A 14115-nucleotide genomic window follows, 5' to 3' on the forward strand; every position below is an offset into this window, starting at 1 on the left:
AATGACCATTATCAATGCTTTACGGGCAAAACTTGTGGCGAGAATGTTCGCCGTTATCAAAAGGGATGAATTTTATTCTCCTATTTTATCGGAAAATTTTTGCTAAAAACATAAGAATATGAATGAAGAGTTATCAGAAACACAACATATTGGTAGTTGGCAGTAGCAATACTGATATGGTTATAAAAACGAACCATCTCCCTCGTCCGGGGGAGACGGTTTTAGGTGGAACATTTTTTATGAATCCAGGAGGAAAAGGCGCGAATCAAGCGGTGGCCATTGCCCGGTTGGGTGGACATGTTTCATTTATCTGTAAAACTGGAAGTGATATATTTGGACATCAGTCTCAGCAACTATTTGAAGAAGAAGGAATAGATACATCTTTTATTTTCTCAGATTCAAGAAATCCCTCAGGTGTAGCATTAATTACCGTAGATGCTCATGCGGAAAACTGTATTGTGGTTGCATCTGGAGCAAATGCGAATTTATTATCTTCAGATCTGGCAAATGCAGAAGATGCTATTGATCAGGCAGAATTGATTCTGATGCAACTAGAGATACCTATGGAGACGGTGGAATTTGTAGTGGAAACAGCCTGGAAAAAAAGGAAACGAGTTATATTGAATCCTGCCCCAGCGCAATTCTTGTCTGCGACATTACTTCAACATCTTTATTTGATTACCCCAAACGAAACAGAAGCAGAAATGATTTCTGGTGTGAAAATAATAGATGAGGATTCCGCCTATAAGGCTGCTCAATCTATTCTGGAAATGGGTGTGCAGAACGTAATCATTACGTTAGGATCAAGAGGTGCTTTAGTTTATTGTAATTCAATTGTGGAAATGATTCCTGCTGTAAAAGTGGAAGCAATTGATACTACAGCTGCAGGAGATGTTTTTAATGGAGCGTTGACTATTGCTTTATTTGAAGGGCGTACACTAAAGGATGCTGTGCAATTTGCTTGTAAAGCCTCAGCTATTTCTGTTACTCGTGTGGGGGCTCAATCTTCTGCTCCTTATAGAAATGAGGTCGATATTTTTGATTACTCATAAAAACAATCTTATGCCATGAAAAGAAAAATATTAGAAACGATAGTGATAATCATTGTATTAATAGGAAGTATATCGTGTACTCGGCAATCTTCTGGCAAGAGTGTTGTTCCTGACGATTTTACAATCAGCAAAGACAAACTGATGGATAAGATCAAAGGAGGCTGGGCCGGACAAACGATAGGTTGTACATACGGAGGGCCGACGGAGTTCCGCTATAACGGGACGATGATTCAGGATTATGTTCCTATTGTCTGGCCGGACGGGTATATAAAATGGTGGTATGAGAATGTTCCGGGATTATATGACGATGTTTATATGGACCTTACTTTTGTTGATGTCTTCGACCGTTTGGGCTTGGATGCACCTGTCGATTCTTTTGCGGTGGCATTTGCGAATGCCGGATATACGCTATGGCATGCCAATCAGGCTGCACGCTATAATATCCTGCAAGGTATCATGCCTCCAGCTTCCGGCCATTGGCTGAACAATCCGCATGGAGATGACCTGGATTATCAGATCGAAGCCGATTATGCCGGCTTGATGTCGCCGGGGATGCCGAATACTGCTTCGGAGATCTCGGATAAGATCGGGCATATCATGAATTATGGCGACGGTTGGTATGGTGGCGTTTATGTGGGAGCCATGTATTCGCTCGCATTTGTTTCGGATGATATAGAGTTTATAGTTTCCGAGGCCCTTAAAACGATTCCGGAAGAAAGCCGTTATTATCAATGTATGAACGATGTGATCCGCTGGCATAAAGAGTTTCCGGATGATTGGAAACGTACCTGGTTTGAATGCGAAAAGAAATGGAGCGAAGATATCGGTTGCCCGGATGGTGTTTTTGTCCCGTTCAATATTGATGCTGTAATTAATAGTGCTTATATCCTGATCGGTTTGTTGTATGGTGAAGGTGATTTTTATAAAACGATGGATATTGCCACCCGTTGCGGGCAGGATTCCGATTGTAATCCGGCTTCTGCGGCAGGATTTTTAGGGACTGTTTTGGGGTACAACAAGATTCCGGAATATTGGTTGAAAAACTTGAAAGAAGTGGAGGATATGGACTTTGCCTATACTACGATCTCTCTGAATAAGACTTACCGGATGAGTTTTAACCAGGCTTTGCAGGTAGTAGAACGGAACGGAGGGAAGATAGAAGGAGATGACGTCTTTATTTCCTGCCAGCAACCTGTTCCGGTAAGATTGGAGAAGGCTTTCGAAGGATTATATCCGGTAGACCGTATAGGTGTTAATAAACAAGTGGCAAAAGTGGGTGAAGTTACATTTGAAGGAACAGGCATTGTCTTTAAAGGGAATGTGCAGGCCAGGGATAACGAGTATGTTGCCCGTGTGGAAATGTATATAGATGGGGAATTAGTGGAAACAGCCAATTTGCCCGCTTCATATATTACCCGCCGCCATGAATTGTTCTGGAAATATCAGTTGCCTGAAAAGCTGCACACCGTCACTTTTAAATGGCTGAATCCCCATCCGGATGCTTCAGTCAATTTCGGTGAAGCGATTGTTTATTCGGATACTCCATTGAAAACAAACCATCAATAATATCATGAAATATCTATTTTTGTTAATCTGTGTATTATCTCTGTTGGTATCCTGTAACAGCACGCCGAAGAAAACCGTACAGGAAATAACCATGCAGCCTGTCAGTCTGATCCTGGATACTGATTTGGGACCAGATTATGATGATGTCGGTGCAATGGCTGCCCTGCTGGAAAATTATATGATGCATCAACCTGGTTCTAAATAGTAAAGATATGTTTATTGTACAAAGTTATACATTGGCAATTGTTTTTTGTGTTGTGACCATGTTGTGTTGGGGCTCATGGGGGAATACACAGAAACTGGCCTCCAGGACATGGAGGTACGAGTTCTTTTATTGGGATTATGTGATCGGAGTTCTTTTGTTCTCCGTTATCTCTGCTTTTACCCTGGGCAGTATCGGTTCCGAAGGCCGTAGTTTTATTCCCGATCTGATGCAGGCCGATCCGGTCAGTATCGGCAGTGCGTTTTTGGGAGGAATCATTTTTAATGCCTCGAACATATTACTTTCGGCAGCAATAGCCATATGCGGTATGTCTGTCGCTTTTCCGGTAGGAGTTGGTTTGGCTTTGGTTTTGGGCGTCCTGATCAATTATTTTGGTGCCGCTAAAGGAGAGCCATTGTTTATTTTTGCAGGTGTGGCATTGATTGCTGTTGCGATCCTTCTGAACGGACTGGCTTATAAAAAAGCATTAGTCGGCTCGAAGAAAGTTTCCGGAAAAGGAATATTTATTTCTATTGCAGCCGGCGTGATTATGGCTTTCTTTTATCGTTTTGTTGCTGCTTCCATGGATCTGGAAAACTTTGCCTTTCCCGCAACAGGCAAGTTGACACCCTATACGGCTGTTTTTATTTTTGCCCTCGGCGTATTTGCTAGTAATTTTCTTTTTAACACGATTGCGATGAAAAAACCGTTAGAAGGTGCCCCTGTCTCTATTACCGGTTATTTTAAAGGGAATATCCGTACCCACTTTGTCGGGATATTAGGCGGAGTGATCTGGTGTATAGGGCAGTCATTCAGTATGATTGCTTCTGAAAAAGCCGGAGCTGCCATTTCTTACGGCTTGGGGCAAGGAGCAACATTGGTTTCGGCTCTATGGGGAATCCTGATCTGGCATGAATTTAAAGGAGCGCCCAGATCTTCCGGTTATCTGAATTTGGGAATGTTCCTGTTTTTTGTTGTCGGTTTGGGGTTCCTGATCTATGCAGGCGTTTGATTCGCATAATTTGAACTGATTTTGGGGATAAAAGGTAAATAAAAATGCCATTTATCCCCGTTTTTATGCTGTAATGCCAAAAATATCGGGAAAAAGCCTTACTTTTGTCTTAGTTTCTTGTTTATTGGGTATAGTATATAACTAAAAAAACAGGTCTATGAAAGAAGAAGGTGATGTATTCAAGAAGTTCCGTGACTCTTTTAGCAAGATGGACGGACATTTCCATATATTAGAACAGCGCGTTCCGGTTGAACTTCAGATGGAATATTTCAAGTATTCCGAACAGGTTCGTAAAGAAAGGGCAAAACCGGATTTAAACGATATGGATTATATAGCCTTCCGCGAAAGTCTGTCTAATCCGGAGTCGACAACCGATTATAAGAAATATATTTTATCCATGCTGGCAACTTCCCGCGAGGTGAAAGCTTACCGGATGCTGGAAGATTATGTGCAGCACCCGGACGAAGATGTGAGCAACTGGGCTTATATGGCTTTGATGGAAAGCCGCATCTCTTTGGAGTCGGAGTTGTCGGATGAGAAACAAATATATATTTCGACAGGGCTGGGAGGCAAAGGTGAGAAATTGCGCTTTTACGTATTGATGTTATCCAGGGATCGTAAACCTTTCCAGGAGTATCAGCGTAAAGTCATAGAACGTGAGTTCGCTTATTTCCTGCCGAAGGCCGACTGCGAGATAGAGCGCCTGACGATCGGTGAGCAATATGTGGAACTGGTGTTTTTGATACCGGTACGTGCAGACATCAAGTTAACCCTTGACAAGGTTATCAATGAATGTAACCAATACGGCGATTTCCTTTCAGACATCTTTACAATAACAAATGTAAAGGAACTGACACAACAGGAAGTCACTGATATTATAAATAAGAATGGAAACAGTAAAACAAGCCATTAAGTATGGTATAGTGGGAGTGGGGAACACCGTTATAACAGCTGTCGTTATTTGGATAATGATGAAGCTGCTCGGTTGTTCGGATATTGTATCGAATATAGTCGGTTATGCGGCAGGGGTACTGAACAGTTTTATCTGGAACAAGCAGTGGACGTTCCATAGCGATGCGGGCTGGATGAGCAGTGCCGTCCGTTTCGGTGTTGTGTTCGGTATCTGTTACCTGATGCAACTGGGTTTGCTGATGTATCTGAATGCCAACCTGTCGATCGATCCTTATTATAACCAGTTGCTGGCTATGGCTTTTTATACGGTTATTAATTTCGTAATGAATAAGTTTTATACATTCAAGTCATAAAAAGCAGATGAAGAAGCTTGCAGTTATAGTGCCGTGTTACAACGAGGAGTTGGTTATATCCGAATCATACCGTCGTACAAAGGAAGCATTGCAGTCGGTGCCTATTGCTACTGAGATTATTTATATTAACGATGGAAGCCGGGATAAAACCCGGGAATTACTGGATGGTATAGCTGCCTCTGACCCACAGGTAAAGGTAATCCATTTTTCAAGAAACTTCGGACATCAGCCGGCCGTAACGGCAGGTATCAATAACTGTGACGCTGATCTGGCCGTCATACTCGATGCCGATATGCAGGATCCTCCCGAACTGATTCCCGGTATATTGGAATTGCAGGAAAAAGAGCATGCAAACGTAGTTTATTGCGTACGAAAATCAAGGGAAGGGGAAAGCTTTTTCAAAAAAATTACCTCAAAAGCATTTTACCGTTTGCTTAATTATATGAGTGACGTCAGCTTTCCGTTGGATACCGGTGACTTCCGTATGATCGACCGGAAAATTATGGATCAATTCGACCGTTTTCAAGAACGGGGTAAATATATCAGGGGATTGATAAGCTGGCTCGGTTATAAGCAGGTGCCGTTTTATTATGAGCGGGAAGCTCGGATTGCCGGTGAAACGAAATATCCTTTCAGCAAAATGTGGAAATTTGCTTCGACGGCCATGTTGTATTTCTCTAAAAAGCCGCTTCGGTTGGCAACAAGTTTGGGATTTATAGCTGTGGTGGTCGGTATTGTTTTGGCCGCCTGGTTTACACTGGGAAAAATCTACGGGTTCAGTAATGCGGAAAGCGGTTGGACTTCCATTATGACATCTGTTATTTTCTTCGGCGGTGTCCAGTTGCTGACAGTGGGGGTTCTAGGACAATATGTCGGGATTTTGTTCGATGAAATCAAAGCGCGTCCCGAATATATTATTGACGATAAGAAAAACTTCTGATAATATATTTTTAGTTTCTTCCGGATGAAACATTTGTTTCTCCCGGAAGAAATATTTGTTTCCCTGGGATGAAACAAAATCAATCATTGAATATCTTCCGATAAATATGACAATAAGGAGTTTCTCCTTTCTTGTCGTAATAATGTTGGTGATAGTCTTCTCCTATCCAGAATTTCTCGGCAGGTTCCAATGCCGTAGCTACTTTAAATCCCATTCCGAATAATTTACCGATATATCTTTCCGCGATCTCCTTCTGTTCTTCATTACAATAGAAGATAACGGAACGATATTGGCTGCCTATGTCCGGACCTTGTCCGCCCACTTGTGTGAAATCGTGGGTCTCGAAGTAAAGACGCAGCAATTGTTCGAAACTGGTTTGTGAAGGATCAAAGATGACTTCAACGGTTTCTACATGGCCGGTTGTCCCTGTTTTAACTTCTTGATAGGACGGATTATTTGCTGTTCCGCCCATGTAGCCGACATGCGTATATTCTACGCCTTTTACTTTTTCCAGGTGATATTGGGTTCCCCAAAAACAGCCGGATGCAAAATAGGCTGTTTCTTTATGAAAGTTATTCTGTGTCATATTCTTATTCAGCGTTTGAATTATTCTATTTATATTTGTGCAAATATAATCTTTTATTTCGCAATGGACAGCAAAAAATCACTGAGCCCTGCTCAAAAAACAATAGTGGGCGTTCAATTTCTCTTTGTAGCCTTTGGTGCAACAGTATTAGTGCCTTTATTGGTCGGTCTTGATCCTTCGACAGCCCTTTTTACTGCCGGGCTGGGTACATTGATCTTTCATCTGGTTACAAAAGGAAAAGTTCCTATTTTCCTGGGAAGTAGTTTTGCTTTCGTTGCTCCCATCATTAAAGCGACGGAATTATATGGTTTGCCGGGTACGATGTCCGGTCTGGTTGCTGTAGGTGCCGTCTACGGACTGATGAGCGCATTGATAAAATGGCGTGGCATCGGTTTTATTAAAACGCTTTTCCCTCCGGTCGTGATCGGGCCAGTAATTATACTGATTGGTTTGTCGCTTGCCGGTTCCGGTGTGAATATGGCGAAAGAGAACTGGCCGCTGGCCCTGATCGCTTTGCTGACGGCTATTCTGGCATCCTTGCTCGGGAAGGGGATGATCAAGCTGATCCCTATCTTTTGTGGGATAATTGTGGGGTATATTGCCGGAGCAGTCTTTGGGATGATTGATTTTGAACCGATTGTTGCCGCTCCCTGGTTTGCGTTTCCCCAGTTCGTTAAACCGGAATTATCCTGGGAAGCTGTGATTTTTATGATTCCGGTTACCATAGCCCCGATCATTGAACATATCGGCGATGTGTATGCTATCAATGAAGTGACCGGTAAAGATTTCGTGAAAGATCCGGGTTTGCACCGTACTATGTTGGGGGATGGCCTGGCATGTGTTGCTGCCGGCCTGATCGGAGGACCTCCTGTAACGACCTATTCCGAAGTGACTGGCGCTATCTCGCTGACAAAGATCACGGACCCTACCGTTATCCGTATTGCTGCGGTGACAGGTATTGTCTTTTCTGTCTTTGGGAAGATCAGTGCTTTTCTGAAATCGATTCCGCCGGCAGTGTTGGGCGGAATAATGTTGTTATTGTTCGGTACGATTGCGGCTGTCGGTATAAACAGCCTGATACAAAACCGGACGAATCTGGGCGATACACGCAACCTGATTATTGTTTCGCTGATCCTTACCTTCGGCATAGGTGGCGCAGCAATTGAATTTGGCGGCTTTACAATGGCCGGTATCGGGTTGTCCGCATTATTGGGAGTTTTACTGAATCTGTTGTTACCCAAGGGAAATAAATAAAGTTCAGCAACGTTCTTTTATATATCCATCTCTTAACGGTTCAGACGTTTTGAAAGTCCCTTAAAATGTATACCTTTGTGCCGCTTTTTATAAAAGCGAGCGATTTTATGTTTAACTTGTAAGGAAAAGGGATAAATTTATGCAAAAGTCCGACTGCATTATCAGTGTAGAACATGTATCCAAGTTCTTTGGGGACAAGGCTGTGCTGAATGATGTAAATTTGTTTGTCCGTAAGGGCGAGTTTGTTACTATTTTGGGACCTTCCGGTTGTGGTAAGACCACATTGTTACGTCTGATAGCCGGATTTCAGACCGCTTCGGAAGGGGAGATCTCCATTGCAGGGAAGGAGATTACACAAACACCGCCACACAAAAGGCCGGTCAATACGGTGTTTCAGAAATATGCATTGTTCCCGCACCTGAATGTTTTCAATAATATCGCTTTCGGTCTGAAATTAAAGAAACTGCCTTCCGCCGTGATCGAAAAGAAGGTAAAGCAGGCCTTGAAGATGGTCGGTATGACCGATTACGAATACCGTGATGTTGATTCCCTTTCCGGCGGACAACAGCAGCGTGTCGCTATTGCCCGGGCCATTGTGAATGAACCGGAAGTGTTATTACTCGACGAACCGTTGGCTGCACTTGACCTAAAGATGCGTAAAGATATGCAGATGGAATTGAAGGAAATGCATAAGTCACTCGGTATTACTTTCGTTTATGTAACGCATGACCAGGAAGAAGCATTGACATTGAGCGATACGATTGTCGTGATGAGCGAAGGCCGTATCCAGCAGATAGGAACCCCGATCGATATCTATAACGAACCGATCAACTCGTTTGTAGCCGATTTCATCGGCGAAAGTAATATCCTGAACGGATTGATGATAAAAGATAAGCAAGTCTCTTTTGCCGGACACGATTTTGAATGTGTCGATGAAGGGTTTGGAGAACAGGCACCGGTCGATGTCGTAATCCGTCCGGAAGATATTTATATATTCGACCCGTCGGAAGCTGCCATGCTGACCGGAACGGTTACTTCTTCCATCTTTAAAGGAGTCCATTACGAAATGATGGTGCAGACTCCCGAAGGATACGAGTTCATGGTACAGGATTATCATTGTTTCGAAGCCGGACAGGAAGTCGGATTGCTGGTAAAACCATTCGATATTCACGTCATGAAGAAAGAACGTGTTTGCAACACGTTTGAAGGTAAAATGATTGATTCTACCCATGTGGAATTTCTTGGAACCACTTTTGAGTGTAACGAAGTTCCCGATATGGAACCGGACGCTCCTGTAAAAGTGGAAGTCGATTTTCGTCATGTTATTCTGGAGGATAATGAAGAAGACGGCAAGCTGACAGGTGAAGTGAAATTTATCCTGTACAAAGGGAACCATTATCATCTGACAGTGTTTACTGACTGGGACGAAGATATTTTCGTCGATACGACAGATGTCTGGGACGATGGTGACCGGGTCGGTATACGGATTGCCCCTGAGAATATACGTATTATTCATAACTAAAAGGAAAGGAAGTGATAAATAAAGTCTCAGCATTTTTCATGCGGCGCAGGAACTGGACGATTCCTTACGCATTATTTCTGGCGGTATTCGTAGTGATGCCATTGCTCCTGATCGTTTTATATGCCTTTACGGATGCCGAGGGAGCATTTACTTTCGCCAATTTCCGTAAATTTATGATGCATCCCGAGGCATTGAATACCTTTGTCTATTCTATCGGTATTGCGATCATTACCACTTTGGTCTGCCTGCTCTTAGGATATCCGGCAGCCTATATATTGAGTCAGGCCCGTTTTAATACTTCCCGTACGATGGTCGTGTTGTTTATCCTGCCGATGTGGGTGAACATTCTGATCCGTACGTTGGCAACAGTCGCCCTGTTCGATTTCCTTGATTTGCCTTTGGGGGAAGGAGCCTTGATCTTCGGTATGGTATACAACTTCCTGCCCTTTATGATCTATCCGATCTATAACACATTGCAGAAGATGGACCGTAACCTGATCGAAGCCGCACAGGATTTGGGAGCCAATCCTTTCCAGGTATTTATGAAGACAATTTTTCCTTTGTCGATGCCCGGTGTGATGAGCGGTATCGTGATGGTCTTTATGCCGACCGTTTCGACGTTTGCTATTGCCGAGTTGCTGACAATGAACAATATCAAACTGTTCGGTACGACCGTACAGGAAAATATCAATAACGGGATGTGGAACTATGGCGCTGCCCTGTCTCTTATCATGTTGCTGCTGATCGGTGTCACGATCCTGTTTACCAACGAGGAAGACAATGCCTCAAATGAAGGAGGAGGTGTGATATGATGACGAAAATAATGGCGAAGGCCTATCTGTGGCTGCTTCTTATCCTGCTTTATTCTCCGATCCTGATCATTATGATCTTTTCATTTACCGAAGCGAAGGTGCTGGGTAACTGGACGGGATTTTCAACAAAATTGTATACTTCCTTGTTTACCGGAGGCGTGCAGCGTTCGCTGGTAGGTGCTTTGTGGAATACATTTGCCATTGCCATGCTGGCTGCATCTATCTCGACAATCCTGGGGAGTATTGCTGCCATCGGTATATTCAACCTGAGAAGCCGTTCGCGTAGAATCATGAACTTCGGAAATGCCATACCGATGATGAATGCAGATATCATAACCGGGGTTTCCCTGTTCCTGTTGTTTGTCAGTTTCGGTATTTCGCAGGGATTTACTACAGTTGTACTGGCGCATATTTCATTTTGTACTCCTTATGTTGTATTGAGTGTGATGCCCCGTCTGAAAAAGATGAATCAGAATGTATATGAAGCCGCGCTTGATCTGGGTGCAACTCCGTTTCAGGCATTGCGCAAAGTGATTATGCCGGAGATATGGCCAGGAATGATCAGTGGTTTTATATTGGCTTTCACGCTTTCGATCGACGACTTTGCCGTTACGATCTTTACTATCGGTAACGAAGGACTGGAGACACTTTCAACCTTTATCTATGCGGATGCCCGGAAGGGAGGACTTACTCCTGAACTGCGTCCGTTGTCCACAATCATCTTTGTCACTGTACTGGTGTTGCTGATTGTGATAAATAAGAGGGCTGATAAAGCCGCTAAATAATGTCAAACAGGAGTAGGGTAATGAACAGACTAATTAAAATAATATGCGTATTTGTCGCTTGCCTGGGCGTCTTTGCGTCCTGTGCACGTACGGAAAAAGAGCGCAGTAAGATATTGAAAATCTATAACTGGGCGGATTATATTGATGAAGATATTCTGGATGAATTTCCGGTCTGGTATAAGGAGCAGACAGGAGAGGATATCCGTATCATTTACCAGGTATTCGACATTAACGAGATCATGTTGACCAAGGTGGAGCGCGGTCACGAAGATTTCGACCTGATATGTCCTTCGGAATATATCATCGAACGTATGCTGAAGAAAAAGCTATTGCTTCCCATTGACCGTAACTTCGGAAAAACGCCCGATTACCTGGATAACATTTCCCCGTATATCCAGGAACAACTCAATAAACTGAGCCAGCCTGGAATGAAAACAACCGACTACGTCGTTCCTTATATGTGGGGCACGGCAGGCTTGCTGTATAATAAGAAATTTGTTTCAAAGGATGAAGTGATGACCTGGGATTGCCTGTGGAATCCCAAGTATAAGAACAAGATCCTGATGAAAGACAGTTATCGCGATGCCTATGGTACTGCCATCATTTATGCTCATGCCAAGGAACTTGCCGACGGAACTGTTACGGTAGAGCAACTGATGAACGACAACTCCCCTGAAGTAATCGCTATTGCCGAGGATTATCTGAAACGTATGAAACCCAATATTGCCGGATGGGAAGCCGACTTCGGTAAGGAAATGATGACCAAAAACAAAGCCTGGCTGAACCTTACCTGGAGCGGAGATGCCGTCTGGGCAATGGAAGAAGCCGATGCCGTAGGAGTGGAGTTGGGTTATGAAGTGCCGCTCGAAGGTAGTAATATCTGGTATGATGGCTGGGCAATTCCGAAATATGCCCGTAATGTGAAGGCTGCCAGTTATTTTTTAGATTATCTTTGCCGTCCGGACATTGCCTTGCGCAATATGGATGCCAATGGTTATGTAAGTGCCGTTGCCACACCGGAGATACTGGAAGCCAAAATAGATACGACAATCGAGGAGTTTTCTGATCTCAGCTATTTCTTCGGTCCCGGAAACGACAGTATCCGGATCAATCCGGTACAATATCCTGATCATAAAGTGGTGGAACGTTGTGCCATGATCCGTGACTTTGGCGATGAGACGGAGCTTGTGCTGGAAATGTGGAGCCGTGTGAAAGGCGATAACCTGAATACCGGTATTGTCCTGTTGATTTTTGCTGTATTCGGCTTGTTATTTGTCTGGGTAGTCTACCGCAGAATACGTGATTATAAACAAAAACAGCGTCACCACAGACGTCGCAGACGCTGGTAATTATTATTGATGAGTATGGAAGGAATAAAGAATCTGATTATAGACTTTGGCGGAGTGATCATTAATCTGACCCGCAATCGCTGTGTGGAGGCCTTTGAAAGTTTTGGTGTGCCCGATGTCCGCGACTGCATCCTGAACAGTAAAGACCTGTTTATGCAGATAGAGATGGGAACTATCACCTCTGCCGAGTTCAGAGACGGTATCCGCCACCTTACCCAGCAGCGCCTGACCGACGAACAGATTGATGCTGCCTGGATTGCCATGCTCGATGATATACCGACCTACAAACTCGATTTATTGATGGAGCTTCGTTCCAGATACAATACGATGCTTCTCAGTAATACGAATGAGATCCACTGGCAATGGGCCGAGAAGAATAGCTTTGCCTATAAAGGACATCATGCTGAAGACTTTTCGGAAAGATATACCTTTCCTATGAGTTGAATATGGTCAAGCCCAATGCCGATATATTTGAATATGTCTTGAAAGATGCCGGTATCAATCCGGAAGAAACCTTATTCCTGGATGATGCCATACCTAACTGCCGTACGGCGGAAACCCTTGGTATCCATACCTATACTCCCCTGCCACGGGAAGACTGGTCGCATTTGTTCAAATAAATTGTAGCCGTTATTTTAAAAGTTAATAAGACCGATTCCGAGAACCAAACTGTTTGTGTGCTGTTTCTATAAGCATAAATCTAAACAAATATTTGGTGACTATGAATAAGTTAGTTTTCTCTACGCTATTGATGGGCGTATTTTTCGGCAGCTGTTCGAAGGATGACGATTGCCATTGCGTAAACACAGATGATCTGATAAGTCCCGAGCTGGCCGAAATGAGTGTTTCAACAGGCACTTCAACAACATCATTTACCGGTGTCCTGATGGTTTATCCTTGTACCGGAGATTCCAGCCTTTATTATGGGAATTATGGCATTAACGGTACATTGTCGCCTATTAATGCAACCTACACTATAAAAGACGGTTCCATTTATAAAGCTACTGCTCCTGTCAGGTTGCCTTTGGGAGATTATAATTTCCTGTACTGGGGATTATCCAAAAACAGCCAGACCGATTCGATCTATGATGCCGCAGCTATCAGAGAGCCCGGTTTACGTGTAGGGGCAGATTTGTCAGATTTGTATATGACTATGTATCAGGATAATTATAAAGATACAACTTATATGCCTGTCTATGACTATCTGCATGCAGTCAATCCCATCAAAGTTGGTACGGATAAAATGCAGGCAACGATGAAGCATGCCACAGCCGGTTTAAAAATAACACTGACGAATAAAGATGGTGATAAGATGGATGCGAGTATCGCTTCTGCCCGTATCCTGGTTGGAAATATTGCTTCCCGGCTGGACTATTATACTGCTGAAGCAAGCGACTTCACAAAGACTGTCGCATTTCCGTTGACCATGTCGACCGATAGTATGTCCATGTCCGCCAATTCAACAGTTATGGTTTTCCCTTCTTCCGACAATCCTCCCCTGACTATTATGCTGACGTTGAAGAATGGATTGGTAAAACATTTCCGGAAACTGTTGGACAATGCATTAATAGCCGGAAACCGTCTGACTCTCAATATCACATTAGGAGAATTATACTCCGAAGAAACCTCATCTGACGGCTTCGAAGTAGAGAACTGGACAGAAAGCACAGAAACGATAGACTTTCCGGCAGGCTAAATGTAGTAAGTTGGAGCTGTGTCAAAATACACTAAATGGCACACAGATGACACAGATCGGGCAGATAAACACAG

14 protein-coding genes and 1 pseudogene are annotated in these 14115 nt (G+C 43.5%); 14 read left to right on the forward strand and 1 reads right to left on the reverse strand.

Annotation, left to right across the window (positions count from 1 at the left end; translation table 11 throughout):
• Positions 1-122 precede the first annotated feature (122 nt).
• The 7 genes from rbsK (at position 123) to NBH15_RS17915 (ending at position 6037) form a co-directional block, all read left to right on the forward strand.
• A complete protein-coding gene (rbsK, locus tag NBH15_RS17885) occupies positions 123-1052 on the forward strand; it encodes a ribokinase (protein WP_128134266.1) in 930 nt (309 codons plus the stop codon).
• A gap of 15 nt (positions 1053-1067) precedes the next feature.
• Positions 1068-2618 (forward strand): ADP-ribosylglycohydrolase family protein, encoded by a 1551-nt coding sequence (locus tag NBH15_RS17890; RefSeq protein ID WP_250823209.1) that lies wholly within the window; start codon positions 1068-1070, stop codon positions 2616-2618.
• A gap of 4 nt (positions 2619-2622) precedes the next feature.
• On the forward strand, positions 2623-2823 hold the full coding sequence (locus NBH15_RS17895) for a hypothetical protein (protein WP_233567244.1): 201 nt from the start codon (positions 2623-2625) through the stop codon (positions 2821-2823).
• A 7-nt stretch (positions 2824-2830) separates the two neighbouring features.
• On the forward strand, positions 2831-3832 hold the full coding sequence (locus tag NBH15_RS17900) for a GRP family sugar transporter (RefSeq protein ID WP_244050955.1): 1002 nt from the start codon (positions 2831-2833) through the stop codon (positions 3830-3832).
• Positions 3833-3989: 157 nt separating this feature from the next.
• Positions 3990-4745 carry a hypothetical protein gene (locus NBH15_RS17905; RefSeq protein WP_128134268.1) on the forward strand — a complete coding sequence of 252 codons (756 nt, stop codon included), beginning with the start codon at positions 3990-3992 and terminating at the stop codon, positions 4743-4745.
• Positions 4720-5097, forward strand: a complete 378-nt coding sequence (locus NBH15_RS17910; protein WP_007658237.1) for a GtrA family protein — start codon at positions 4720-4722, stop codon at positions 5095-5097. Before NBH15_RS17905 ends, NBH15_RS17910 begins: the two co-directional genes overlap by 26 nt.
• 7 nt (positions 5098-5104) lie before the next feature.
• On the forward strand, positions 5105-6037 hold the full coding sequence (locus NBH15_RS17915) for a glycosyltransferase family 2 protein (RefSeq protein WP_007658236.1): 933 nt from the start codon (positions 5105-5107) through the stop codon (positions 6035-6037).
• Positions 6038-6116: 79 nt separating this feature from the next.
• Here the strand turns inward: NBH15_RS17915 and msrA are convergent, their stop codons facing one another.
• The gene (gene msrA / locus NBH15_RS17920; protein WP_250823210.1) at positions 6117-6623 is read right to left on the reverse strand and encodes a peptide-methionine (S)-S-oxide reductase MsrA; all 507 of its coding nucleotides are present in this window, start codon (positions 6621-6623) and stop codon (positions 6117-6119) included.
• Between the two features lie 63 nt (positions 6624-6686).
• Between msrA and NBH15_RS17925 the strand changes: the two genes are divergently transcribed.
• The 7 genes and pseudogenes from NBH15_RS17925 to NBH15_RS17955 all read left to right on the forward strand — a co-directional run bounded on the left by NBH15_RS17925 (position 6687) and on the right by NBH15_RS17955 (position 14041).
• Entirely contained in the window at positions 6687-7877 is a 1191-nt protein-coding gene (locus NBH15_RS17925) for a uracil-xanthine permease family protein (RefSeq protein WP_250823211.1), read from the forward strand.
• Positions 7878-8016: 139 nt separating this feature from the next.
• Positions 8017-9399 (forward strand): polyamine ABC transporter ATP-binding protein, encoded by a 1383-nt coding sequence (locus NBH15_RS17930; protein WP_128134270.1) that lies wholly within the window; start codon positions 8017-8019, stop codon positions 9397-9399.
• Between the two features lie 38 nt (positions 9400-9437).
• Positions 9438-10211 carry an ABC transporter permease gene (locus NBH15_RS17935; RefSeq protein ID WP_128134300.1) on the forward strand — a complete coding sequence of 258 codons (774 nt, stop codon included), beginning with the start codon at positions 9438-9440 and terminating at the stop codon, positions 10209-10211.
• The gene (locus NBH15_RS17940; protein WP_007658229.1) at positions 10208-10996 is read left to right on the forward strand and encodes an ABC transporter permease; all 789 of its coding nucleotides are present in this window, start codon (positions 10208-10210) and stop codon (positions 10994-10996) included. The genes NBH15_RS17935 and NBH15_RS17940 overlap by 4 nt, the downstream gene beginning before the upstream one ends.
• 20 nt (positions 10997-11016) lie before the next feature.
• Entirely contained in the window at positions 11017-12345 is a 1329-nt protein-coding gene (locus NBH15_RS17945; RefSeq protein WP_250823212.1) for an ABC transporter substrate-binding protein, read from the forward strand.
• A gap of 15 nt (positions 12346-12360) precedes the next feature.
• Positions 12361-12965 (forward strand): annotated as a pseudogene (locus NBH15_RS17950) (HAD family hydrolase).
• A gap of 101 nt (positions 12966-13066) precedes the next feature.
• A complete protein-coding gene (locus tag NBH15_RS17955; RefSeq protein ID WP_250823213.1) occupies positions 13067-14041 on the forward strand; it encodes a FimB/Mfa2 family fimbrial subunit in 975 nt (324 codons plus the stop codon).
• Positions 14042-14115: the final 74 nt, after the last annotated feature.

The organism is Parabacteroides caeci, assembly GCF_023656795.1.
Taxonomy (GTDB): domain Bacteria; phylum Bacteroidota; class Bacteroidia; order Bacteroidales; family Tannerellaceae; genus Parabacteroides; species Parabacteroides segnis.

Excerpts from the sequence above, each read along its gene's own strand:
- msrA (WP_250823210.1), bottom strand. The coding sequence starts at position 6,623 with ATGACACAGAATAACTTTCATAAAGAAACAGCCTATTTTGCATCCGGC.
- NBH15_RS17900 (WP_244050955.1), top strand. The coding sequence starts at position 2,831 with ATGTTTATTGTACAAAGTTATACATTGGCAATTGTTTTTTGTGTTGTG.
- rbsK (WP_128134266.1), top strand. The coding sequence starts at position 123 with ATGAAGAGTTATCAGAAACACAACATATTGGTAGTTGGCAGTAGCAAT.
- NBH15_RS17915 (WP_007658236.1), top strand. The coding sequence starts at position 5,105 with ATGAAGAAGCTTGCAGTTATAGTGCCGTGTTACAACGAGGAGTTGGTT.
- NBH15_RS17930 (WP_128134270.1), top strand. The coding sequence starts at position 8,017 with ATGCAAAAGTCCGACTGCATTATCAGTGTAGAACATGTATCCAAGTTC.
- NBH15_RS17935 (WP_128134300.1), top strand. The coding sequence starts at position 9,438 with ATGCGGCGCAGGAACTGGACGATTCCTTACGCATTATTTCTGGCGGTA.
- NBH15_RS17905 (WP_128134268.1), top strand. The coding sequence starts at position 3,990 with ATGAAAGAAGAAGGTGATGTATTCAAGAAGTTCCGTGACTCTTTTAGC.
- NBH15_RS17895 (WP_233567244.1), top strand. The coding sequence starts at position 2,623 with ATGAAATATCTATTTTTGTTAATCTGTGTATTATCTCTGTTGGTATCC.
- NBH15_RS17890 (WP_250823209.1), top strand. The coding sequence starts at position 1,068 with ATGAAAAGAAAAATATTAGAAACGATAGTGATAATCATTGTATTAATA.
- NBH15_RS17925 (WP_250823211.1), top strand. The coding sequence starts at position 6,687 with ATGGACAGCAAAAAATCACTGAGCCCTGCTCAAAAAACAATAGTGGGC.
- NBH15_RS17955 (WP_250823213.1), top strand. The coding sequence starts at position 13,067 with ATGAATAAGTTAGTTTTCTCTACGCTATTGATGGGCGTATTTTTCGGC.
- NBH15_RS17910 (WP_007658237.1), top strand. The coding sequence starts at position 4,720 with ATGGAAACAGTAAAACAAGCCATTAAGTATGGTATAGTGGGAGTGGGG.
- NBH15_RS17940 (WP_007658229.1), top strand. The coding sequence starts at position 10,208 with ATGATGACGAAAATAATGGCGAAGGCCTATCTGTGGCTGCTTCTTATC.
- NBH15_RS17945 (WP_250823212.1), top strand. The coding sequence starts at position 11,017 with ATGAACAGACTAATTAAAATAATATGCGTATTTGTCGCTTGCCTGGGC.